We start from the raw sequence: 23,426 nt of genomic DNA, 5'->3' as shown, positions 1-23,426 counted from the left end.
CATATTCCTTGGCCTCTTTGTGGCCGATCTGCCAGGGGCCGTCCATCTCATTGCCCAGACACCACATCTGCACGTTATAGGGATCGGCCACGCCATGTTCGCGGCGCAGATCGCTCCAATAGGTGCCCGAGGGGTGGTTGCAATATTCGACGAAATTGCGCGCCTCTTCGATGCTGCGGGTGCCCAGATTGACGGCCAGCATCATCTCGATGCCCGCATCCCTGGCCCAGCCCGCGAATTCGTTGATGCCCACCTGATTGCTTTCACGCGACCGCCAGGCCAGATCCAGACGCACCGGGCGCTGGTCAAGCGGGCCGATCCCGTCCTCCCATTTATAGGCAGACACGAAATTGCCGCCCGGATAGCGGATGGCCGGAATGTTCAGCCCCCGCACCAGATCCAGCACATCCTTGCGGAAGCCCTGCGCATTGGCAGTGGGGTGATCGGGTTCATAGATCCCGGTATAGATCGCGCGGCCCATATGCTCGATGAACGCCGAATAGAGGCGGTCGTCGATGCGGGCGATCGTGAAATCCCGGTGGAGTGTTGCACGGCCCTTCACTTGTCCCTCCCATGAAGACGTTAGCTGAGAGGTAAGCCACCGGGAGCTTATCAATCAATTGAGTTATGTGCCATCTGACTTTACATATTTGGCAACTTAGTGGCCCAGCATCGCCTTGACCAGCGTCAGCATCCGTTCGGCCGCCGCAGACAGGCTGCGGTCGCGCGGGCGCAGGATGTGATAGGGCTCGATTGCGATCCGCTGGCGGGTTTTCAGCAGCACCAGACCGGCAGAAAACGGCGGTTTCAGCAGCAGATCGGCCACTTCCTGCGTGACGACCGCAATGAAATCACGCTCGCGCAGCAGCGCCATGATGGCCACGACCGAGGCCGTCTTGATCACGTTCAGGGGCATGTCGATCCCCTCATCGCGAAAAGCGATCTCGATGGCGTGTCGGATCGGGGCGCCCTGCTCCTGCATGGTCCACGGAAACTCCGTCATATCCGCCAGCGACAACTGATCCCGCCCGGCCAGCGGGTGATCGCGGTTCACCATCAGCAGCACCGCCTCGTCGCGCGCGGGCGAGATGTCGAAATCGCGCGAATTGGCGTCGGGGCCAAGGCGGCAGATGGCGAAATCATATTCGCCCCGCTCCAGCCCCCACATCAGCCGGGACGATGACGACACATCCAGCAACACCTCGACCCGAGGGGCGACGCGTTTCAGTTCCAGCGATGCCGGGATGACAGCGGCCAGCGCGGCGCCCGTCACCGCACCGACCCTGACCGAACCGCCCTTGCCATCCAGATGCGCGATAAAATCCTGCGCCATCTGATCGGTGTCATGGACCAGCTTGTTGGCGTGGCGGCACAGCACGTCGCCGGCGGGGGTGGGCGTCATGCCCTTTGCGCTGCGTTCGAACAGCGTAACCTCCAGCCGGGTCTCGATCTCGGTCAGCATGCGCGAGGCGGCGGGCAGAGTCATGCCGCAAGCATCAGCGGCAAGGCTCAGCTTGCCAAGGCGCGCAATCGTCGCCATCAGCCGCAACTGCACTGGCCTGAGCGATCTGAGATACAGGTTCACCGCCCCCCCTTTCAGGTACCACCAGCGATTGTCGGCCCCCCCCGACCATAGGGCCGACGGCCGCGACGGCAAGCCGATGCCGTCGGGCAACAGCCGGCAGCGGAACCGGGGGACGCAGCCATCTGCACATCGACGTTGATCGCTGGACCGTACGGCACCGACAGATCGACCGTTGCCCATGTCACGGCAAGATCCTGCAGGCCCACGTCGATGCCATCGAACAGCGTGCCCTTATCCGCCCCGACGGTCGGTAATGCCTCTCTGTACATCAGGTTGATCGACGTGGTTGCCATTTCTGGATCAGAGATGGCCGTGTGAATTGGTGTAAGAGCGGACGACTGGAATTGGTCAACTTGGCGTGGGTTGCCAGCGAAAGGCGATGTGTCTGAGGAAGAGCTCTACTCGCCTGAAGGGGCATCGTTCCTGCGCCGGATCCCGTCGGTATCGTCTGCACCCCGCCCGACATGCGCAATAGCTGACCCACCGGCGCCAAGCCCGGTTTCAGCCCCCAGGGTCCCAGAATATGAAAGGCGCCTGTTGCGCCCGCGCCGCAAGTGACGCGGTCAGGGGAACGCTTGTGACGGCATCCGTGTGCAGCAAAAATACGCGCGCTGCACACTTGCCTTCAGGGCAGCAAAAATATATTTGATGCACATGCCACAAGATAACCCGATGACCGTCACATCCCATTCGCGCGCCGCTCAGGTGGCCTATCAGGATCTTTTGCGCCTGCATCTGGACGAGACCGCCTCGGACCTGATCGGCAGCATCGAAGAGCGGTCGCGAAGCGGGCGGGTCTATCTTTACGACAAGTTCCGCATCGGCACCCAGATGAAAAGCCGCTATCTGGGCGAGGCGACGCCCGAACTGCGCGCGCGCCTGGGACGCGCCGCCGCGCTGAAGGCTCAGGCCGGGGACCGTCGCCGGACGATGGCGCGGCTGGCCCGCGTTCTGCGCGCCGAGGGGCTGATCGCGACCGACCGGGATACCGGCTCACTGCTGCTGGCCTTTGCGCGGGCCGGGGTGTTCCGGCTTGGCGGCACCCTGGTCGGCACCGCCGCCTATGCCCTCTATCAGGGCGAGCTGGGCGTGCGCTTTGACAGCGAAGAGCTGGCGCAGACCGGCGACATCGACTTTGCCAGCTTTCAGCGGCTGTCGGTGGCACTTGGCGATCAGGTCGAAGAGAACCCCGGAGACATCCTGCAGACGCTGAAATTCGACCCGGTGCCGGGGGTGCAGGACCGGCAGGTCTGGAAATGGCGGCAGAACCGGGGTGCGGCGATGGTCGAGTTCCTGACCCCGGCCTTTGGCGACGAAAGGGTCAAACCGCTGCCGGCGCTTGGCGTCAGCGCGCAGGCGCTGAACTATCTGAACTTTCTGATTGCCGGGCCGATCCCGGCGATCGCGCTCTATCGCGCGGGCGTGCTGCTGCAGATCCCGCGCCCCGAACGGTTCGCCATCCACAAGCTGATCGTGGCCGACCGGCGCCATGGCGGCCCCGATCAGGCGAAATCGCGCAAAGACCGGGGACAGGCGGCGTTCCTGATCCGGGTTCTGGCCGAGGACCGGCCCGATGATCTTGCCGAAGCCTTCGCGGATGCGCAGTCCCGTGGCCCGCGCTGGCGTGACCGGCTGGAGGCCAGCCTGACACGAATGCCCGAGATCGCCAGGATCCTCACCGGGCTTGGTTAGGTCGGACCGTCTTCGGGCACAATGCGGCCACGCCGGACAGGATGGCTCACATCGCCCACACGGCGCCTGTCTGCTTGCGGACCTGCCGGTGAGGCGAGCTGCCGGGCCGTCACATGCCAGTATCCCTCAGCCATCGCCACATCAGGATGTGCGACTGATCTCGCGATGGAGAGTTGAGCGATGGCGACCAGGCTGCACAGCGATTTGCGCCACACTGATCTTGCGATGCAGCATGCCCGCCACGATGCGGCGTTCATCAAGTGTCAGATGCGATGCCAGGAGGGTGTCTCCTCGAACTGCGAAAGCCGGCCAACTATGGCGGGCCCCGCAGCTCCGCGCCCGGCTCAGCCCTCCGTTGTGGACTGCGCTGCGGGGGTGTTATGCGGCGGACAACCCCTGCGCGGGGATCATCCGGGGGGTGTGGGGCAGGGGTAAACCCGCCTCGCTGCGACCCGCCCGCAACGCCCGGTCGCGCAAAAATCCCCGTCCCTGAATCCGCGTTGACAGAATCCACTGCGGGCGTATGAGCGAAATCAGAGCCGCCCCGAAGAACGCAGATGCAGGCACACGGACCCCGTCAATGCCTTCGCCCCTCACCCGATGGCCAATCCGCGGCGGACCCGGCAGCCATCCAGTGCTGCGGGAAAACATGTGCTTATGTCATTGTCTGAATATACAGGCCGAAATATGAATCGTTTATTGTCCGATTTATGCACCCACCGAAGATATAACCTTTGTGAGATTGCTCAGCGAGAATGTGGAGGCCGCAATGCTTGATAAAACAAGCGGAAGCCGAACAAAGCTGCTGGCGGTAATTGTGCTGGCAGCCCCGATTTTATCGGCCTGCCAGCCGCCTCCGAAATACATGGGCGATAGGGAGGATCGAAGAAATGAAAAAATAGTGGAGAAAGCAATATCCGACATTAACCTTGGCAAAACAGAAGGCACCGCATGGGAATTTGCCAACAGACTGTATGGTCAAAACCCCAACATCTGTTTCTCAATAGATGACGCCATCGTCTGTCAGTCCAGAACAACCTACACGCAAGGAACTCTCGATCCGGCTCCTTTTGAACAAGTCAGCTCCTTGGCTGTTTATGCTGACGGATCGTCATGCAACTCATCGGAGAGGTATAGGCCGCAGAATCATGCTCTTTCTTATCTCACGTCACATTCAATAAAATATCGCGCGGTCGGCAAGAAAACGGTATCCACCAGGATAGATGGCTACAACGAAACCGTGAGATCCACTGCCTCCCCAGCCAATTTTTTACACGCATGCAATAGAGCATTCAGACGGCATCAATAACGTATGGTGTGAAGGATCTTACGAGGTCTGCAGGCGCTACCGGCATGGCTATGTCAGTGTCAATATGACCACCGGTTCATTTCAGGTGCATGGAGGAGACGTGACACCTGGCGCTGGCTCAGATCCGGCACGCGCGCGCCGTGGCCGACCTCAGGCTGCCCATTCAGCACCTGTGCCGGACCCTCGATCTTCTGAATTTCCCGCGTACTCATCAGAACAAGTCTCATAGCGATGTCCCTCGTGAGCCGCTGCGGGTCGCACAAGGGTCAACCATGAGGGCAAAGGCGACAAGACGACTTTGCCTCTACACCGACCCATTCGATAATCAGAGTTGTCTCACCCGATGGCCCGTCAGCCAGTGTCAGGAGGTCTCATCAATCACGATGGCGCGGCCATGCGGGGTGCGCCCTGTGGCCGCGGCGGTCAGTCGCCCTCTGGTATCGCGCGCGGCCGCCGTCAACCGGCCCACGCTGCCTGCAGGGGCGCGGGTCAGCTGATGGCCCGCGCGCTCCAGCGCGGCCAGCGTCGCCTCGGGCAGATCGCTTTCGGCCACCACGCCGCCCGGCGCGCGCGAGCGGGGATAGAACGAGGCGGGCATATGCGTGATGTGGAACATCGGTGCGTCGGCCGCCTGCTGCAGGTCCATGCCGTGATGGACATGGCGCAGCCAGAACAGCAGCTGCCACTGGTCCTGCTGATCGCCGCCCGGCGTGCCAAAGCTGATCCGCCGCCCGTCGCGATGCCATGCAAGGCTGGGCGACAGGGTCGTGCGCGGCCTGCGGCCCGGCACCAGCGCCGTCGGCGCATCCTCGTCCAGCCAGAACATCTGTGCGCGCGAATTGAGGCAGAACCCCAGCCCCTCGACAATAGGCGAGCTTTGCAGCCACCCGCCCGAGGGCGTGGCCGAGACCATGTTGCCCGCGTTGTCGATCACGTCCAGATGCACGGTGTCGCCGCGCGGGGCCTCGGCCAGATGGGCCATGGTCGGCTCGTAGACCGCGCCTTCGCGGCTGCTGAGCCGCTCCAGCAGCGCCGCCATATGGGCGTGTTGCGCGGCGAAACCCGGCACCTCGCCCGCGCGCAGGGTCATGTCGGCGCGGTCCCCGATCAGCGCGCGGCGGGCAAGGGCATAATCGGGCGACAGCAGCGCGTCCATGGGCACCGGCACCTTCAAGGGATCGGCGTAATAGGTCTCGCGGTCGGCCATGGCCAGCTTTTGCGCCTCGATCACCAGATGCGCGAATTGCGGGCCAACCGGGTCCAGCGCGGCCAGATCGTCGCCCGCCAGCATCGCGAGGCTCTGCAACAGCACCGGCCCCTGCCCCCATGGCCCGGTCTTGGCGATGGTCCAGCCGTGATACTCATGGGTCAGCGGCGCCTCATAGCCCGCCGCATAGCCCGCCATGTCGGCAGCAGTCAGCACGCCGCGATGTGCGTGCCCGCTTTCGTCCATCGCCCGCGTTTCGGCGCAGAACCGGCCGATGCGTTCGGCGACAAAGCCGCGATAGAACGCGTCGCGGGCGGCATCAATCCGCGCCTCGCGGGTGGGGCCCTGCGCCAGTTCGACGATCCGCCGCCATGTCGCGGCCAGATCGGGGTTGGCGAACAGACCGCCTTTGGCGGGCGGCTTGCCCCCCGGCATCCAGACCGCCGCAGATGAGGGCCAGTGTTCGGCAAAGAACCCCGCCAGCCCGGCAATCGCATCCGCCGCCCGGTCAAGGATCGGGTGGCCGTCTGCCGCCAGCCGGATCGCGGGGGCGATGATGTCGGACAGCTCCATCGTGCCGTGGTCGCGCAGCATCAGCATCCAGCCGGCAAAGGCGCCGGGGATCACGGTTGCCAGCAAGCCGTTGCCGGGGATCAGCGACAACCCCTCGGCCCGGTAATGCGCGATGGTTGCGCCTGCGGGCGCGGGGCCCTGGGCACACAGAACCGTCGCCTGACCGTCTTTCCACAGGATCGCGGGCAGATCGCCGCCGGGGCCGTTCAGATGCGGCTCGACCACCTGCAGGACCAACCCCGCCGCGACGGCGGCGTCAAAGGCATTCCCGCCCGCGCGCAGGATTTCGGCGCCGGTTTCCGTGGCGAGGTAATGGGTCGAGGCTATCGCGCCGGTCATCAGGTTTCCTTGGGATCAAGGGCGTCGCGCAGACCGTCGCCCAGCAGGTTGAAGCCCATCACCACCAGAAAGATCGCGGCGCCGGGCCAGATCGCCATCCACGGCGCCTGCGACAGAAAGTTCTTGGCGGTGGCCAGCATGCTGCCCCAGCTGGGCGCGGGCGGTTGCTGGCCAAGTCCCAGAAACGACAGCGACGCCTCGGCGATGATGGCGGTGGCGATGGTCAGCGTCGCCTGCACCAGAATCGGCGGGAACACGTTGGGCAGAATATAGCGCCCCATGATGCGCAGATGGCCCAGACCGATGGCGCGGGCGCCCTCGACATGATCCTCGGTCTTGACCGACATGACCTGTCCGCGCGTCAGGCGGATGAACACCGGCACCGCCGACAGGCCGATGGCGATCATCGCATTGGTCAGCGACGGCCCCAGAAAGGCGGCCAGCGCGATCGCCATGATCAGGAACGGCATCGCCAGCAGCGCGTCGGTGGCCCGCGCGATGATCTGATCGGTCCAGCCGCCGAAATAGCCCGCCAGCAGCCCAAGCGGCACGCCCACGGCCAGCGCGATCATCACCGACACCACCCCCGCCATCAGCGAGGCGCGCGCGCCCCAGATCATCCGCGACAGGATATCGCGCCCGATCTCATCCGTGCCCAGCCAGTGCTGGGCATTGGGCGACAGGCGGATCTTGCCCCAGTCCGTTGCGGTGGGGTCCGGGATCGGCAGCACCGGCGCCAGCACCGCCAGCAGCACGAAGAACATCACAAAGCTGCCGCCGACCATGGCGCTGCGGTTGCGTTTCAGCTTGCCCCATGCGCGGCTTTGGCGGCGGGGCGGATGGGCGAGGGTTGCTTGGGTCATAGCGCGGCCCTCATGCGGGGGTTCAGCAGGACATACAGAATGTCCGCCAGCAGGTTGATCAGGATAAAGCCGGTCGCGGTGACCAGCACCACGCCCTGCACCACGGCGTAATCGCGGTTGAAGACGGCATCGACGACCATTTTCCCGAAACCGGGGATGGTAAAGATCTGCTCGGTCAGCACCGCGCCTGCCAGCAATTCGCCGAACATCACCGCCGACAGGGTGATGATCGGCAGCAGCGCGTTGCGGAAGGCGTGGCGGCGGATGACGGTCTTTTCGCGCAGGCCCTTGGCGCGCGCCGTGCGGACGTAATCGGCCTGCAACACGCCCAGCATCGCGGACCGGGTGTGCCGCATCAGCGTCGCCGCCAGCGCGGTGCCCAGCACGATCGAGGGCATCAGCATGGTCTGGAAGCTGCGCACCGGATCGACCCATGGGCTTTCATAGCCCGAGGCAGGCAGCCAGCCCAGATTGACCGAGACCAGCAGGATCAGCATGATCCCCAGCCAGAAATTCGGCACCGACAGGCCCGACAGCGCCACGACATTGGCCAGATAATCCCAGAACGTGCCCTTTTTCACCGCCGACATGACGCCTGCGGGAATGCCGATCACCATCGCGAAAATCATCGACATGACCGCCAGCTGAATCGTGACCGGCAGCTTTTGCGCGATCAGGTCCGTCACCGGCAGGCCGGTGCGCAGCGAGATGCCCAGATCGCCGCGCATCACATCGCCCAGCCAATAGAGGTATTGCCAGATCAGCGGATCGTTCATGCGATACTGCTCGCGCAGCATGGCGATGGTCTCGGGGTCGCGGTCCTCGCCCGCCATCACCAGAATCGGATCTCCGGGCAGCAGCTTTTGCAGCATGAAGACGAAGATCGTCACCAGCAGCAGGGTCGGAATGGCGACCAGAACCCGGTTCAGGATGTAACGCAGCATGGCGGCGGGGCCTTTCTGAACTGCCCCCGCCCGGACAAGGCGGGCGGGGGCTTTGCGGTTTGGAAGGTCAGCCGGTCACGCCGCGCAGGCGGATGATGCCGTCTGCATAAGGCTCGAACCCTTCGATCCCCTGACGCATCGTGTAGAAATACTTGATGTGATACAGGTAGATCAGCGGCAGGTCTGCCGACAGGATGTCCCGCATCTGGTCATACAGCGCCTTGCGTGCGTCCGTGTCGGGTTCGGCACGGGCCTGCGCCAGCAGCGCGTCAACCTCGGCGTTGCAGTACTTCTGATCGTTGTTGCCGCCCTCGCAGGACACGAAGGGGTGGATATTCGCGTCCGGGTCAATGCGGCCCGACCAGCCCTGTTGCGACATGTCGAAATTGCCCGCCGCGTTTTCCGACAGCAGCGTGGCGAATTCGGTCGCGCGCAGCTGGATGTCAAATCCTGCCTCGGCGGCCATGGCCTGCACGACCTGCCCCTGCTGCATCGCGATGGGGTTGTTGGCGATCTGCATCTCGATGCGCAGCGGCGTGTCCACGCCTGCCTCGGCCAGCAATTCGCGGGCGCGGTCCACGTCGCGGGCGGGCAGCGGGTCGCTTTCGTCATACCAGGTGGTGCCGGGGGCGGCCCATTGGTTGCCGGGCACATACTGGCCTTCGAACACGACCTGATTCAGCGCCTCGCGGTCGATGGACAGCGACAGCGCCTGCCGGACCAGCGGGTTGCTGCCAAGCGGGCCTTCGGCGCGGCTGCCATTGCCGACGTTGATGGTGATGCCCTGATAGCCGATATTCGGAATCTCGAACAGTTGCAGGCGGCTGTCGTCACGGATCTGCGGCACGTCCGACGGCGCGGTGCGTTCGATAATGTCCAGATCGCCCGAACGGACGTTGGCCAGACGCACGGTCGTGTCGGGGATGGGCTGATAGATCACGCGGTCAAAGTGATATTCGTCTGCCGCCCAGTGATCCTCGAATTTTTCCAGCACGATGCGGTCGCCTTCGACGCGTTCGGCGAATTTGAAGGGGCCGGTGCAGACCGGGGCGGCGCCAAAGCGTTCGGCCGCAGCCTCGGCGGCGTCGGGCGAATACATCCGGCCCGCATGGTGCGCCAGTTGCGCCAGCAGCGTCACATCGGGGGCGTTCAGGGTGATGGTCAGCTCATGCTCGCCCGTGGCCTCGACTCCCTCGATCGAGGTCAGCTCCGAGCGGCGCGACGACTGCGGCAGCTCCATGTTGCGTTCCAGAACGCGGCGGGCGGTGTCGGCGGTAAAGGGGGTGCCGTCGTGATGCACGACACCTTCGCGCAGCATCAGGGTCAGCGTCAGGCCATCATCCGACCACGACCAGTCGGTCGCCAGTTCGGGGATGAGTTCCATATCCGTATTGGTGTTGAACAGCCGGTTGCACAGCGATTCATAGACCAGCGACGACACAAAGGTCCGCGACTGCGCCGGGTCCAGTGAATCGGGGTCTTCGTTCAGCCCGATGCGCAGATCCTGCGCGGCGGCCATGCCGCCAAGGGCTGCCGTGGTCAGCAAGGTGGCCATGAAGGTGGTGATTTTCATTTCATTCTCCCGGTTGGTTTCTTGTTTTCAGGTGGTCGAGTGGTCGCGCCACAGCGCAAAGCGCGCTTCGGTCGCGGCGCTGCGGGCGGGCACGTTCTGTGCCGCCGCATCCATCGGCGGCAGATCGCGCCAGTGGTGGCAGGCGGTCTGATGCGGATCAGAGGCGTCCAGCACCGGGCGCTTTTGCGAACAGATCGCGGTGGCGTGCGGGCAGCGGGTGTGGAACTTGCACCCCGAGGGCGGGTTCGCGGGCGAGGGAATATCGCCGCCCAGGGGCGCGATCTGGCCGCGTCCGCCGGGGCTGGGCACCGGGATCGCGGACAGCAGCGCGCGGGTATAGGGATGGCGGGGCTGGGAATACAGATCCTCGGTCGCGGCCAGTTCGACGACCTCGCCCAGATACATCACCGCCACCCGGTCGGCCATGTGACGGATCACCGACAGGTCATGCGCGATGATGATCAGGGTCAGGCCAAAGTCATCCTTCAGATCCTCCAGCAGGTTCACGATCTGTGCCTGCACCGACACATCCAGCGCCGAGACGGGCTCATCCCCGATCAGCAGTTTCGGCCCCGAGGCCAGCGCCCGCGCCACACAGATCCGCTGCCGCTGCCCGCCCGAGAATTCATGCGGATAGCGGTCGGCGTGATCGGGGCGCAGCCCGACCTTGCGCAACAGGTCCGCGACTTTTTCGCGGCGCTGTTTGCGGGTCAGGTCGGTATGGACCAGCAGCGGCTCGCCCACGATGGTTTCGACCGTCATGCGCGGGTTCAGCGACGAAAACGGGTCCTGAAAGATGAACTGCATCTGCGACCGCAACTGCCGCATCTGCGATGCCGACTGCTCGGTCAGCTCGCGCCCGTCATAGGTAACAGACCCCTCGGTCGGATCCAGCAGCCGCAGCAGCAGCCGCGCCAGCGTGGATTTCCCGCAGCCGGATTCGCCGACGATGGCAAAGGTCTCGCCCCGGTTGACCGACAGCGACACGCCATTGACGGCATGGATCACGGTCGGCGCGCCGAACACGCCCTTGCCCGAGGTGAACCGCTTGTGCAGGTCGGTGGTCGTCAGGATCACGTCGCTCATGCGGCACCTTTGGCGAAATGGGTTTCCAGCGGCGCCTTGATGCAGGCCACGCCATGGCCGGGGGTGATGTCGCGGGTGTCGGGGCGGCCTGCGTCGCATTCGGACGAGGCAAAGGGGCAGCGCGAGGCAAAGCGGCAGCCGGGCGGCATCGCCTCGGGCACCGGCACCGATCCGGGGATCGTCATCAGCCGCGAGGCGCCCTGCGCCCGCCCGGCCAGCGCCGGCATCGAACCCATCAGCCCCAGCGTATAGGGGTGCTGCGGGTCGTTGAAGATCGCGCCGACAGGACCGGATTCGACCACGCGGCCCGCATACATCACCGCCACATCATCGGCGATCTCGGCCACGACGCCCAGATCATGGGTGATCATCAGCATCGCGGCGCCGGTCTCGGCCAGCAATTCGCGCATCAGATCCAGGATCTGCGCCTGAATCGTCACGTCCAGCGCGGTGGTGGGTTCATCCGCGATCAGCAATTCGGGGTCATTGGCCAGCGCCATGGCGATCATCACCCGCTGGCGCATGCCGCCCGACAGCTGGTGCGGATAATCGTCCAGCCGCTTTTCGGCTGCAGGCATGCGGACCAGCTGAAACATCTCTAACGCGCGGGCGCGGGCCTGTTCGCGGGTGCAGCCACGGTGGCGGCGCACGGCCTCGGCCACCTGATCGCCGATGGTAAAGACCGGATTCAGGCTGGTCATCGGCTCCTGAAAGATCATCGCCATGCGGTTGCCGCGCAGACCCTCCATCTGCGAGGTGCTCTGGCGGGCCAGATCCTGACCGCGAAACAGCACCTGCCCGTTGGTGACGGTCGCGGCCTTTTTCGGCAGCAGCCCCATCGCCGCCAGCGAGGTCACGGATTTGCCGCAACCGGATTCGCCGACCAGCGCAAGAGTGCGTCCGGGGCGGATGGACAGGCTGACGCGGTCGATGAGGTCGATGGGCTGGCCCCGGAAGCGGATCGACAGATCGCGCAGTTCCAATGTGGGCGTGGCGGTCTCAGGCGTCATCGCCGGTCGTCTCCTCTTGGCTGTGGCGCAGAAAGATGCCGTGCAGTTCGGTCAGATGGTCGCGCATGGCCTGCCCCGCCGCCGCCCCGTCGCCCGCCTGCATGGAGGCCAGAATGCGGCGGTGGTCGTCCTGGGCATGGCCGGTGCCGGTGCTGGCACGCGCCCGCATCCGCAGCTGCCGGATGCCCTGATCGTGGCGCCAGGCATTGATGCGGTCGAACAGCAGCAGCAGCAGCGGATTGCCGGTCGCCTGCGCGATTTCGCGGTGCAGGGCGCTGTCCCACAGATCGGCGCTGTCGACATCCTCGGCGGTTTCGATCCGGGCAATGCAGGTCCCGATCCGGCGGATCACGTCGGGCGTGGCGCGCAGGGCGGCCAGCCGCGCCAGCGACGGCTCCAGCGCCAGCCGCGATTCGATCACATGCAGCAGGGTGGCCGGGCTGGCGGTCAGCGCCTGCCCCTGCGGGCCGCGCGGACGGGGCGGCGGCCCGGTAAAGGTGCCCGCGCCCTGACGGCGCCAGACCAGCCCCTCGGCCTCCAGCACCTCCAGCGCGCGGCGCACGGCGCGACGACCGACGCCCAGCTGCGCGGCCAGCTCGCGCTCGGGCGGCAGGCGGGTGCCCGCATCGGCGCCGGGCGCGTCCAGCAGGGCACGCACCCGCTCCAACGCGACGGCCGAGATCTCGGTCGGGTCGGCACCGGGCTGAGGGGGTGAACCATTATTCATTGGTTCAGCCTAAGGTTCGCATTGGTCCCGATGCAAGTGCTTTGTCACAAATTCGTGTCAGGCCCGCGCCGCTGCCTTAAAAACGGGCAGAGGCGCGGGCCTGCCGCGCCTGCCTGAAATCCGTGAAGGCCACCGCCGTCACGCACAGCCAAAGACCGGCAGCGCCACACCAGGCAGAATGCGATAGATCACATAGGGGATGACACTGACCGTGCGCAGCAGGCGCATCATCAGCGTCAGGGCCAGCAATGCCGCCAGAAAGGCAACCCGGCGGCGATGCCGGCCGCAAGGGCCACGCGGGCATCGGCCCCGGCCGCCCTGTCGCCGGGCAGCGGGAACCATGACTTTTTCTCGGGGTCGGGCTCGTCCTTTGGGATCGGCCAGACCGTCGCGACCGAGGATGAAGACTGGGATTTCTGATCCCCGGCCACATGCGATCGGGGCTTTTCATTCCCTCCGTGGCGGGCATCATGGGAAGATGATGCCCGTTCTGCGTTCTGCCATCCCGCCGCTGCGTCTTGCCGTTCTGCTGGGTCTTGTGGCTCTGCTGGCCGCAGGCGCGATGCTGGCTGCGCGGCAGGCCGGGCTGGCGCGGCTGGATGACGAATTGCAGCGCCGCCTGACCCTGACCCGCCACGCCGTCGCCACCCAGATCGAGCGCTATCGCTATCTGCCCGCTGTGGTGGCCGAAGATGCGCGCATCCGTGCCGCGCTGGACGGGGGCCCGGTCGATGATGCCAATCGCTATCTGCGCACCGCCCGCGATCTGTCGGTGGTGGATGAGATCTATCTGCTGGACGCCTCGGGCCGGACGCTGGCGGCCAGCAATTTTTCTGAGCCGGGCAGTTTCGTCGGCCATGACTATTCCTTTCGCCCCTATTTCCGGCAGGCCATCGCGCAGGGCGAGGGACGCTATTACGCGGTGGGCGTCACGACCGGGGTGCCGGGCTATTTTCTGGCCTCGCGCATCGGGCCTGCGCAGGCGCCTGTCGGGGTGGCGGTGGCCAAGGTCGATATGTCGGACCTGCCCCGGACCTGGGCGCGGGCCGAACAGGATATCGCGCTGGCCGATGATCTGGGGGTGGTGTTCCTGTCGGGCCAGTCGGGCTGGACCTATCGCCCGCTGGACCCGCTGGACGCCGCGGCGCTGGATCTGATCGGGGCCGAGAGGCGCTATGCCGGGCTGGAGATCGCGGGCGCCGCGCCCCTGCGCCCCGATCTGGCGCAGGCGCTGCGGCTGGCCGAAACCGGGCTGGAGCCGGATGGCTGGCGCATTGTCGCGGCGCTGCCGCTGGCCGGGGTGGCGGCGCAGGCGCGGCTGATCGGGGCAGTGGCGGCGCTGACCGGGCTGCTGGGCGCCGCGCTGGGGCTGGGCCTGTGGCAGCGGCGGCAGCTGATCCGCATGCGGCTGGACCAGAATGCCGTGCTGGAGCGCCGCGTGGCCGAGCGGACCGAGGCCCTGGCCCGCGAGATCGACGAGCGTCGCCGCGCCCAGCACGAGCTGCGCCAGACCCATGAAAGTCTGGTTCACGCCGCCAAGCTGGCGGTGCTGGGGCGGATGTCCTCGACCATCGTGCACGAGGTCAGTCAGCCGATTTCCGCGCTGGACAGCACGCTGGCGGCGGCGGAACTGCATCTGGCGGCGGGGCGGGACGCGCGGGCGGTGGCCAGCATCGGTTCGGCCCGCGATCTGCTGGTGCGGATGCAGAAGATGGTGCGCAACCTCAAACGGTTCGGCGCCCGCCAGCGCCCCGAGCCGCCCGAGCCGGTGGACATGGCCGCCGTGCTGACGGCCAGCGCCGAGGTGCTGGCCCCGCGTCTGCGCGAGCTGGGGCAAAGCCTTGTGCTGGACCTGCCACCCGGCCTGCCGGCGGTGCGCGGCCATGCCATCCGGCTGGAGCAAGTGGCGACGAACCTGATCCTGAACGCCGCCGAGGCCGCCGCCGCCGCCGAGGCCACCGAAACCGCCGCCGAAACCGCCCCCGAAACCGCCGCGCCGGGCGCGTCCGATCCGCTGCGCGCCAGCCTGTCGCTTGGCACCGACGGGCTGCGGCTGGTGATTGCCGATCGCGGGCCGGGGATCGACCCGGACATGCACGAGCGGATCATGGAACCTTTTTTCACCACGCGCCTGTCGGGCGAGGGGCTGGGGCTGGGCCTGTCGATCACGCGCAGCATTCTGGAACAGGCGGGCGGGCGGCTGGTCTTCCGGCCCCGCGACGGTGGCGGCACCCTGACCGAGGTGGAACTGCCGCTGTTCCAGACCCGCGACCGGCGGGCGGGCTAGGCGATGACGGACACACAGCGGGGCCGCATCGCCTTTATCGACGACGAGGCGCCGCTCTGTGCGGCGGCGGCGGACTGGCTGGGCGCCTCGGGGTTCGAGGTGCAGACCTTCACCGACCCGCAGGCCGCGCTGGCGGCGCTGGACCCTGCCGCCTGCGATTGCGTGGTGACCGATCTGCGGATGCCGGGCCTGTCGGGGCAGCAGGTGCTGGACGCCCTGCGCGCGCGCGACGGCGATCTGCCGGTGATCCTGCTGTCGGGCCATGCCGATGTGCCGGTGGCGGTGGCCGCGATGCGGACCGGGGCGCATGATTTCATGGAAAAGCCCTATCGCGCCGAACATCTGGTCGAGGTGCTGGACCGCGCCGTCGCCCTGCGGCGGATGCGGCGCGCGGCGCGGGCGCAGGGCTCGGCCCTGTCTTCGGAACGGCTGGAGACGCGGCTGGCGGGCCACAGCCCCGCGATCCGGCATCTGCGGCAGATGGTGGGCGCATTGGCCGATCTGCCCGTCGATCTGCTGATCGCGGGCGAGGCGGGCTGCGGTCGGCGGCTGCTGGCGCGCTGCCTGCATGATTTCGGGCGCCGCGCCCGGCGGCCTTTCGTGGCGCTGGATTGCGCCACCCTGACCGGACCCGAGGCCGAGGCCGAACTGCTGGGCCACGAACGCGGCCATCTGGCGGGGGTGACGGGCGCGCGGACCGGGCGGCTGGAACAGGCCCATGGCGGCACGCTGTTTCTGGCGGATCCGGAGCTGATGCCGCAGCCGTTGCAGGCGCGGCTGATGGCGGTGCTGCGCGCGGGCGAGGTGACGCGGGGCGGCAGCACCACGCCGCGCCCGGTCGATCTGCGCGTGATCGCGGGCACCGGGCCGGACCCGGCGGGCGCGGTGGCGGCGGGGCGGCTGCGGGCCGATCTGTATCACCACCTGTCGCCCGCCGCCCTGAGCCTGCCGCCGCTGCGCGCGCGGCGCGAGGATATTGCGCTGCTGTTCACCGGCTATGCGCAAGAGGCCGCGCGGCGGCTGGCGCGCCCTCTGCCCGAACTGCGGCCCGCGGATCTGGACCGGCTGGCCGCCCGTGACTGGCCCGGCAACCTGCCCGAACTGCGCGCCGCCGCCCTGCGCGCCGTGCTGGCATTGCAGCCGCCCCCGGCCCCCGACGCGCCGCTGCCCCTGCCCGAACGACTGGCGCGGATCGAGGCGCAGATCATCGCCGAGGCGCTGGCCGCTGCCGCTGGTTCCTCGGCCGGGGCCGCTGATGCGCTGGGTCTGCCGCGCCGGACGCTGAACGAAAAGATCGCCCGGCACGGGCTGCGCGCGGACTGATCTGGCGAAATAATGCCCGACGAAACTTACATCTGGCGAAACTCCGCCAGACAAGCCGGGTGTCAGGACAGGATTTGTCATACTATTTCAACGACCTGGCCGCAGCCTTAAATAAATCACGCGATCGTGTGTTCAAGGCTTGGGCAGGGCGGTTTCGCTGCTACCTTGGCCTTTGAACATCATGGGAGGAAACCGCATGTTCCATCGCATCGCTGCTGCCACTTCGGCGGCCGCCCTGTCGGGCTTTCTGGCCACCGCACCGCAAGCACAGGCGCAGGATTTCATCAATGTGCTGACCGGCGGCACCTCGGGGGTCTATTACCCGTTGGGCGTTGCCCTGTCAGAGATCTACGCGGCAGGCATCGACGGATCGCGCACGCAGGTGCAGGCCACCAAAGCCTCGGTCGAGAACCTCAACCTGCTGGCGCAGGGCCGGGGAGAGATCGCATTCGCCCTTGGCGACAGTGTCCAGATGGCGTGGGAGGGCAATGAGGAGGCAGGCTTTCAGCGCCCGCTGACCGAGCTGCGCGCGATTGCCGCGATCTATCCCAACTATATCCAGATCGTGGCCGATGCCTCGGCGGGTGTCACCACGCTGGAGGATCTGCGCGGCAAGACCCTGTCGGTCGGCGCGCCTGCCTCGGGCACCGAACTGAATGCGCGGGCGATCTTTGGCGCTGCGGGGATGAGCTATGACGATCTGGGCCGCGTCGAATACCTGCCCTATGCGGAATCGGCGGAACTGATCAAGAACCGGCAGCTGCAGGCGACGCTGCAATCCTCGGGGCTGGGCGTGGCCTTCATTCAGGATCTGTCGGCCACCCATGAGATCACCATCGTCTCGATCCCCGCAGAGGTGGTGGCGGCCATCGGTGAGCCCTTCGTGCCCGCGACCATTCCCGCAGGCACCTATTCCGGCATCGACGAGGATATTCCGACGGCGGCGGTCGGCAATATGCTGATCACCCATGAAGGCGTCAGCGAAGAGACCGCCTATCTGATGACCAAGCTGATGTTCGACAATATCGAACGGATGCGCTCTGCCCATGGGGCGGCAGAGGCGATCACCCCGGAAACCGCGCTGGACGGCCTGCCGATCCCGCTGCATCCGGGCGCCGAGCGGTATTACCGCGAAATCGGCCTGATCGAGTAACCCCCCCGGGCCCGCGCCGGTAGCTGCGCGGGCCTTCCCCTGTTCAGGAGAGCGCCATGTCCGCAACCCCCGTTTCCGGCGGGTCGTCCCGCCCTGCCATCGCCACAGCCGAACCGGCCCGCCTTGACCCCCATGCCGAAACCGAAGTGACCGAGGGCCTGCCCCCCGGCTTTGGCGCAGGGTTGCCCGGCCGCGTGGCCTTCTGGCTGGCCGTCACCTTCTCGCTGTTCCAGCTCTGGGCGGCGGCCTATGGCGCGCTGCCCAGCCAGATCGTGCGGGCGATGCATGTGGCCTTTCTGCTGCTGCTGGGCTTTGTGCTGGTCGGCAATCTGGTGGCAAAGACGCGCGGGGGTCAGGTGTTCTTCTGGGCGCTGGGGGGGCTGGGGTTTCTGACCGGCATCTATCAATGGGTCGAATATAATGACCTGATCCGGCGCACCGGGTTTCTGAACCAGATGGACCTGATCATGGGCACGGCGCTGATGGTGCTGGTGTTCGAGGGCGCGCGGCGCCTGATGGGCTGGCCACTGGCGATGATTGCCGGGATATTTCTGGCCTATTGCTTTCTGGGCCAGCATCTGCCCGCGCCGTTCATCCATCGCGGCTATGGCTTTGACCAGATCATCGAGCATTTCGCCTTTGGCACCGAGGGCATCTATGGCAGCCCGATCTATGTCAGCAGCGCCTATATCTTCATCTTCGTGGTCTTTGCCGCCTTCCTCGAACGGGCGGGGATGCTGAACCTGTTCAATGATTTCGCGCTGGGTCTGGTCGGCGGCGTGCGCGGCGGACCGGCGCAGGTGGCCACGCTGTCCTCGGCGCTGATGGGCACGATTTCCGGATCGGGCGTGGCCAATGTGGTCGCCTCGGGGCAGTTCACCATTCCGATGATGAAGAAATCCGGCTTCAAACCGGCCTTCGCGGGCGGGGTCGAGGCGACCGCATCCATGGGCGGGCAGATCATGCCGCCGGTCATGGGCGCCGTGGCGTTCATCATGGCCGAGACGCTGAACGTGCCCTATGCCTCGGTCGTCAAGGCGGCGATCATTCCGGCGGTGCTGTATTTCGGCGTCGTGTTCTGGATGGTCTGGCTGCAGGCCGGGCGCGACAACCTCAAGGGCCTGCCGCGCGCCAGCCTGCCCAACCCGTGGCACGCGGTGCGCGATCAATGGCCGCTGATCCTGCCGCTGGCGGCGCTGGTCTATCTGCTGTTCGCGGGCTACACGCCGATTTTCGCGGGCACGATGGGGCTGGCGCTGGTGACGGTGCTGATCCTTGGCACGCCGCTGGCGGCGATGATCGGGCCGCTGGCCTTCCGGCTGGTGTTCTGGGTGGCGCTTGGCCTCGCCTCGGCGGCGTTCCTGAAATACGGCGTCAACCTGCTGGTCATCGTGATCACCGGGCTGGTGCTGGCCTGCGCCGCCTTCAAGGGCGCGCGGCCCACCATCGGCATCGTCCGTGACGCGCTGGCCCAAGGCGCGCGCAACGCGCTGCCGGTCGGCATGGCCTGCGCCATCGTCGGCGTCGTCATCGGCACGCTGACCCTGACCGGCATCGCCTCGACCTTCATCGGTGCGATCATTGCCATCGGGCAGAACAACCTGTTCCTGTCGCTGGTCCTGACCATGCTGACCTGTCTGGTCCTTGGCATGGGCATCCCCACGATCCCGAACTATATCATCACCTCGTCGCTGGCAGGCCCGGCCCTGCTGGAGCTGGGCGTGCCGCTGCTGGTCAGCCATATGTTCGTCTTCTACTTCGGCATCATGGCCGACCTGACACCGCCGGTGGCGCTGGCCTGCTTTGCGGCGGCACCGATTGCCAAATCGACCGGGCTCAAGATCTCGATGCAGGCGATCCGGCTGGCGGCGGCGGGGTTCATCATCCCGTTCATGGCGGTCTATACCCCCTCGCTGATGCTGCAGGATGGCGGGCCCATCGCCGAGGCCTATGGTTACCCGGTCGAGGTCGCCTTCATCCTGCTGAAAACCGTGCTGGGGGTGGGGCTGTGGGGCATTGCCGTGGTGGGCTATCTGCTGCACCGCACCACGGTGGCCGAGCGGTTGCTGGCGCTGGCGGGCGGGGTGTCGCTGATCCTGGCGCTGCCCAATTCCGACGCGATCGGCTTTGGTCTGGCACTGGCCTTCATGGTGGCGCATTGGCTGCGGCTGCGCCGGGCGCGGATGGCCGCCTGATGCTGTGCATCGCGGCCAGCGCCACCATCCTGTCGCTGGCCGCGACCGAATTCACGCTGGACTGGACCCATTCGGTCGCCCGCACCCAATGGTGGGAACGCTGGCAGGTCAGCGCCGGGGGGCTGGAACTGCGCGAGGCCCGCATCACCGGCGCAGGCGCGGGGATGGAGCCGCCGCCGGATGCCGTCTGGCGCGACGGCGCCTGGCATTTCACCCCGACCCTGCCGCCACAGCGCGAATTGCTGCTGGCGGCATCGGGCGCGACCGGCAGCGGCTGGCGGCTCTGCACCGATCTGGGCTGCCACAGCTTTGACATGGACGGGCCGCCCCTGCGCCTCTGGTCGGCGCCGGACTGCGGCGACTAGCACCTGTGTCCAGACCATCGGCTTTGCCAGCCAGGCATGAGGGGTCGGCCCGGGAAGCGGCGCTGCAGCAGGGCAACCGCATCATTGCGCCAGCGCGGGCCATACCCTGACCTGACGGAACGTATCCACGGCTGCGCCCGGTCATAGCGAAGGGTCGGCGGCGCGTTCTGTGCTGTACCCGGCCCGCGGTGTTCTCTGGCTGAAAAAGATGCCTCCGGCACCGATGGCCGAGCAGAGCAGGGCACCGATAAACAGCCCCTGATAGCCAAGCTGCCCGGCAATCTGGCCGCCCAGAAAGCCCAGCACCATCCCGACAGCCGCATCCGTGCATTGGAAAATCGTAAAGTCCACCCCGGCCTGAGCGGGATCAGACCACCGCATGAAACGCGCATAAAGTGCGACAAACCCAAAGGCCAGCCAGGCATTCGAGCCGATCATCGTCAACACCGCCAAGGGCTGCAGGGGCAAAGCCACCCCCGAGGCGACAAGCAGGCAGTAGGTCAGGACCAATGCCTGCCCTGCCAGCGCGATCATCAGGACCGGCACTGTCCCCAGACGGGACACCACGAAACCACCGGCAACCGCTCCGGCAAGGCCGACGATCAGGCTGCCGGTCGCGCCGTACAGGCCCACCTGGCTGAGGGTAAAGCCCTGATCAACGAGGAAGGGGCCGAAAAAGCCCAAGGCGGACTTCATGGCCGCCACGAAGAACACGGTCAGCAGCAGCCCGCGTCGCACCTCGTGCCGGGCCAACGCGGCACGAAGGCTGGCGCCGCCCGGCTGGGGGGCACGCTTGGGCGAGGGCTGACGCAAAAGCAGGAATGGCAGGGTGCAGATCAGACTGATCCCGGCCAGAACGGCCAACCCGGCCTGCCAGCCAAGGCGATCAATGGCCACCAGCACCAGCCCTCCACCAAGCGCGGCTCCGATATAGGCGCCGCCGACCTGCGCCATATTGGCCCAGCCATAGGCCGATTGCGGAAACGCCTCGACCGCGTGGCCGTCACAGGCGATGTCGACCGTTGCCGTGACCGAGGCGATGACAAGCAGAACGACGAGCAGCGGAACCACCAGCGCCGCAGAGAACTGCATCAGCAAAGCGATTGCGATCAGAACCAGCCCCCCGCCGATCCCGATCACGGCCTTGGTCCGTGCGGGCGCAGCTGCGGGCCTGCGCCAACGCTCCAGCCATGGGCTCCAGAGGAATTTCAGCGCCCATGGCAGGACCAGCAGGGACAAAAATCCAACCTGATCCAGTGGCATCCCGCGCTGACGCATCACAGCGGGAAGCGCGGACCAGATAAAACCGCCCAGAACGCTTTGCGCCACATAAAGTCCGCCCAGAGAGACCAACGCCAGTGGCATCGCATGGCGAATTGCCCGGACCGCCATGTCAGAAGCGCCGCGAAAGGCTCAGATCAACCATGCGCGGCTCGTCGCGATAGCACCAGTTTCCGGTGCAGGTCTGGCCCTCGCGATCAAACAGGTTCTTGATGTTCAGTTGAACCTCTGTGCCCGGATGGCCGAACCCGGCAAAATCATAGCTCGCGCCCAGATCAACATAGGTCCGGCTGCCATTGCGGATGGTGTTCGCGTCATCACCATAGCTTTTCCCGATATAGCGGAGGCCCGCCATCAGGCCGGTCTGGGCAAGCCCCCCCGACGGCGCCTCATATTTGACAAAGATCGAAAGCGTGTTGCCCGGGACGCCCGACAGCGCGTTGCCTCTGGTTCCGGGGGCGCCTTCGTTGATGTCCACCTTCATATGCGCATAAGAGGCGATCAGGCTGACGCCATTGTCCAGGTTGCTGACCGCCTCGAACTCGACACCACGCGATGTCAGGTCATATTGCAGACCACGGTTGCGTCCATCGGCCCCGACGACAAGCGACATGCCGTTATCCTGACGAATATCGAACAACGCCGCCGAGATCACCGTCCGCTGATCGGGCATGTCGTATTTGACGCCGATTTCCTTCTGCAGGGCCTCGGTTGCCTCGGCCGGGCTTCCTGTCGGGTCGGTGCTGTCGTCAAAAACCTGCGCCACGTTGGGCGCGAACGAACTGGCGATATTGGCGTAGGGGATCAGCCCGTTTTCGAACCGGTACGAAGCCCCAAGCCGGGCGGTGAAGGCCTCGTCCTGCTGGCGGCCGCGGTTCACGTCACCGGTGGCAAAGTTAAGATCGGCATATTCGGTATCGACCCGGTCATAGCGCGCCGAGGCCGTGATCGTCAGGGCATCACGCTCGATCTGATCGGCGATATAGACGCCCGTCTGACGCTGCTTGCGCGAGGCGTAGAAGGGCGCGTCCGTGGCCTCGTTCGCCGCCTCTCCGGATGCGGTTCCGCCATAATAGGCATCGTATTCGCCACGGGTGTAATCCGCGCCGATTGCCAGACTGTGACTGAACGAACCGGTCTGGAACCGGCGTTCCAGCATCAGGTCCAGAACATGGGATTCGGCTGTCTCGTCATAGCGTTCCCAGTAACCGGGTGTCGTCGCCCCTGATGATGTCCAGCTGAAGGTTCGCCCCGGCACAGTTCACGCGCTGATGGGCGAGAATGGCGCGGGCAAATCGACGTTGATGAAAATCATCGCGGGCGTCTGTACCCCCGACCAGGGCGAGGTGCGCTTTGCGGGCAAGCCGCTGAATATACGCACACCTCGGGACGCGCTGAATTCCGGTATCGCGATGATCCATCAGGAACTGAACCTGATGAACACCATGGCCGTGGCCGAGAATATCTGGATCGGGCGCGAGCCGAAATACGGCTTTGGCCTGATTGATCACGGTGAAATGGCGCGGATGACGCGTGCGCTGTTCGCGGGTCTGGGCATTGCGCCTTTGGCGGCGGCGGCGCGCGAGGCGGGGCTGGACCGGAGCGCTGCCTGAGCGGCGCGGCGGGGGAGGGGGCAGAGGGGGGCGCCGCCCCCCATCCCGTGCCGGGATTCCCCCCGGGATATTTGAGGACCACTGCAGGAGCACAGGATGAGCACTCTACTTCGACGACCGTTCGGGACCTCGGGTGAGGTGCATCGGATCACGCCCGGCAATGCGGGATGGCGCTATGTAGGGTTTGCGCTGCACCGCTTGCGGGCCGGGCAAAGCGCGGCCGGGGCGACCGGCGATCGCGAGGTGATCCTGGTGATGGTCGAGGGCAAGGCGCAGATCCGCGCCGCCGGGCAGGACTGGG

General features: G+C 66.1%; 21 protein-coding genes and 2 pseudogenes. 10 read left to right on the top strand and 13 right to left on the bottom strand.

Annotation, left to right across the window (positions count from 1 at the left end; genetic code table 11):
* The 3 genes and pseudogenes from ACK41U_RS16130 to ACK41U_RS16120 form a co-directional block, all read right to left on the bottom strand.
* A pseudogene (locus ACK41U_RS16130) lies at positions 1-562 on the bottom strand (alpha-N-arabinofuranosidase); the annotation flags it as partial.
* A 96-nt stretch (positions 563-658) separates the two neighbouring features.
* Positions 659-1,585, bottom strand: a complete 927-nt coding sequence (locus ACK41U_RS16125) for a LysR family transcriptional regulator (RefSeq protein WP_409682223.1) — start codon at positions 1,583-1,585, stop codon at positions 659-661.
* A gap of 11 nt (positions 1,586-1,596) precedes the next feature.
* Positions 1,597-1,878: a hypothetical protein gene (locus ACK41U_RS16120; RefSeq protein WP_409682220.1), complete on the bottom strand. Its 282-nt coding sequence runs from the start codon at positions 1,876-1,878 to the stop codon at positions 1,597-1,599.
* A 379-nt stretch (positions 1,879-2,257) separates the two neighbouring features.
* On the opposite strand from ACK41U_RS16120, the gene ACK41U_RS16115 reads away from it, so the two are divergent.
* Positions 2,258-3,277, top strand: a complete 1,020-nt coding sequence (locus ACK41U_RS16115; RefSeq protein WP_409682217.1) for a GSU2403 family nucleotidyltransferase fold protein — start codon at positions 2,258-2,260, stop codon at positions 3,275-3,277.
* A 141-nt stretch (positions 3,278-3,418) separates the two neighbouring features.
* Here ACK41U_RS16115 and ACK41U_RS16110 read toward each other — a convergent pair whose 3' ends face one another.
* Positions 3,419-3,544: a helix-turn-helix domain-containing protein gene (locus tag ACK41U_RS16110; protein WP_409682228.1), complete on the bottom strand. Its 126-nt coding sequence runs from the start codon at positions 3,542-3,544 to the stop codon at positions 3,419-3,421.
* Positions 3,545-4,046: 502 nt separating this feature from the next.
* On the opposite strand from ACK41U_RS16110, the gene ACK41U_RS16105 reads away from it, so the two are divergent.
* Entirely contained in the window at positions 4,047-4,586 is a 540-nt protein-coding gene (locus ACK41U_RS16105) for a hypothetical protein (RefSeq protein WP_409682214.1), read from the top strand.
* A gap of 361 nt (positions 4,587-4,947) precedes the next feature.
* Here the strand turns inward: ACK41U_RS16105 and ACK41U_RS16100 are convergent, their stop codons facing one another.
* The 7 genes from ACK41U_RS16100 to ACK41U_RS16070 form a co-directional block, all read right to left on the bottom strand.
* Positions 4,948-6,705, bottom strand: coding sequence for a gamma-glutamyltransferase family protein (locus ACK41U_RS16100; RefSeq protein ID WP_409682211.1), 1,758 nt, complete (start codon positions 6,703-6,705; stop codon positions 4,948-4,950).
* The gene (locus ACK41U_RS16095; RefSeq protein ID WP_409682209.1) at positions 6,705-7,568 is read right to left on the bottom strand and encodes an ABC transporter permease; all 864 of its coding nucleotides are present in this window, start codon (positions 7,566-7,568) and stop codon (positions 6,705-6,707) included. Before ACK41U_RS16095 ends, ACK41U_RS16100 begins: the two co-directional genes overlap by 1 nt.
* Positions 7,565-8,512, bottom strand: a complete 948-nt coding sequence (locus tag ACK41U_RS16090; protein WP_409682205.1) for an ABC transporter permease — start codon at positions 8,510-8,512, stop codon at positions 7,565-7,567. Before ACK41U_RS16090 ends, ACK41U_RS16095 begins: the two co-directional genes overlap by 4 nt.
* A gap of 67 nt (positions 8,513-8,579) precedes the next feature.
* Positions 8,580-10,085, bottom strand: a complete 1,506-nt coding sequence (locus tag ACK41U_RS16085; RefSeq protein WP_409682203.1) for an ABC transporter substrate-binding protein — start codon at positions 10,083-10,085, stop codon at positions 8,580-8,582.
* 27 nt (positions 10,086-10,112) lie between these two features.
* Entirely contained in the window at positions 10,113-11,171 is a 1,059-nt protein-coding gene (locus tag ACK41U_RS16080; protein ID WP_409682200.1) for an ABC transporter ATP-binding protein, read from the bottom strand.
* Positions 11,168-12,181: an ABC transporter ATP-binding protein gene (locus ACK41U_RS16075; protein WP_409682197.1), complete on the bottom strand. Its 1,014-nt coding sequence runs from the start codon at positions 12,179-12,181 to the stop codon at positions 11,168-11,170. Before ACK41U_RS16075 ends, ACK41U_RS16080 begins: the two co-directional genes overlap by 4 nt.
* Entirely contained in the window at positions 12,171-12,908 is a 738-nt protein-coding gene (locus ACK41U_RS16070) for a FadR/GntR family transcriptional regulator (RefSeq protein WP_409682194.1), read from the bottom strand. Before ACK41U_RS16070 ends, ACK41U_RS16075 begins: the two co-directional genes overlap by 11 nt.
* Positions 12,909-13,217: 309 nt before the next feature.
* On the opposite strand from ACK41U_RS16070, the pseudogene ACK41U_RS16065 reads away from it, so the two are divergent.
* The 6 genes and pseudogenes from ACK41U_RS16065 to ACK41U_RS16040 all read left to right on the top strand — a co-directional run.
* Positions 13,218-13,328, top strand: a pseudogene (locus ACK41U_RS16065) (ribonucleotide-diphosphate reductase subunit beta); the annotation flags it as partial.
* A gap of 61 nt (positions 13,329-13,389) precedes the next feature.
* Positions 13,390-15,195 (top strand): ATP-binding protein, encoded by a 1,806-nt coding sequence (locus tag ACK41U_RS16060; RefSeq protein ID WP_409682191.1) that lies wholly within the window; start codon positions 13,390-13,392, stop codon positions 15,193-15,195.
* 3 nt (positions 15,196-15,198) lie between these two features.
* On the top strand, positions 15,199-16,518 hold the full coding sequence (locus ACK41U_RS16055; RefSeq protein ID WP_409682189.1) for a sigma-54-dependent transcriptional regulator: 1,320 nt from the start codon (positions 15,199-15,201) through the stop codon (positions 16,516-16,518).
* A gap of 196 nt (positions 16,519-16,714) precedes the next feature.
* On the top strand, positions 16,715-17,671 hold the full coding sequence (locus tag ACK41U_RS16050) for a TAXI family TRAP transporter solute-binding subunit (protein ID WP_409682186.1): 957 nt from the start codon (positions 16,715-16,717) through the stop codon (positions 17,669-17,671).
* 56 nt (positions 17,672-17,727) lie between these two features.
* Positions 17,728-19,866, top strand: a complete 2,139-nt coding sequence (locus tag ACK41U_RS16045; protein ID WP_409682183.1) for a TRAP transporter permease — start codon at positions 17,728-17,730, stop codon at positions 19,864-19,866.
* Positions 19,866-20,231, top strand: a complete 366-nt coding sequence (locus ACK41U_RS16040; protein WP_409682181.1) for a DUF1850 domain-containing protein — start codon at positions 19,866-19,868, stop codon at positions 20,229-20,231. The genes ACK41U_RS16045 and ACK41U_RS16040 overlap by 1 nt, the downstream gene beginning before the upstream one ends.
* A 141-nt stretch (positions 20,232-20,372) precedes the next feature.
* On the opposite strand, the gene ACK41U_RS16035 is transcribed toward ACK41U_RS16040, so the two are convergent.
* Positions 20,373-21,596: an MFS transporter gene (locus ACK41U_RS16035; protein ID WP_409682226.1), complete on the bottom strand. Its 1,224-nt coding sequence runs from the start codon at positions 21,594-21,596 to the stop codon at positions 20,373-20,375.
* 28 nt (positions 21,597-21,624) lie between these two features.
* Complete coding sequence (locus ACK41U_RS16030) at positions 21,625-22,770, bottom strand: TonB-dependent receptor domain-containing protein (protein ID WP_409682178.1); 1,146 nt, start codon at positions 22,768-22,770, stop codon at positions 21,625-21,627.
* Between the two features lie 13 nt (positions 22,771-22,783).
* Here ACK41U_RS16030 and ACK41U_RS16025 point away from each other — a divergent pair, with 13 nt between their 5' ends.
* Together ACK41U_RS16025 and ACK41U_RS16020 are read left to right on the top strand one after the other, a co-directional pair.
* Positions 22,784-23,125, top strand: coding sequence for an ATP-binding cassette domain-containing protein (locus ACK41U_RS16025; protein ID WP_409682175.1), 342 nt, complete (start codon positions 22,784-22,786; stop codon positions 23,123-23,125).
* Positions 23,126-23,221: 96 nt separating this feature from the next.
* Positions 23,222-23,426, top strand: a 205-nt coding sequence (locus ACK41U_RS16020; RefSeq protein WP_409682172.1) for a 5-deoxy-glucuronate isomerase, incomplete at its 3' end; no start/stop codon positions are given.

Origin of the sequence: Paracoccus sp. (in: a-proteobacteria), from assembly GCF_046289755.1 — a bacterium.
Taxonomy (GTDB): Bacteria; Pseudomonadota; Alphaproteobacteria; order Rhodobacterales; family Rhodobacteraceae; genus Paracoccus.
This window is presented reverse-complemented; position numbering and strand designations above follow the sequence as displayed.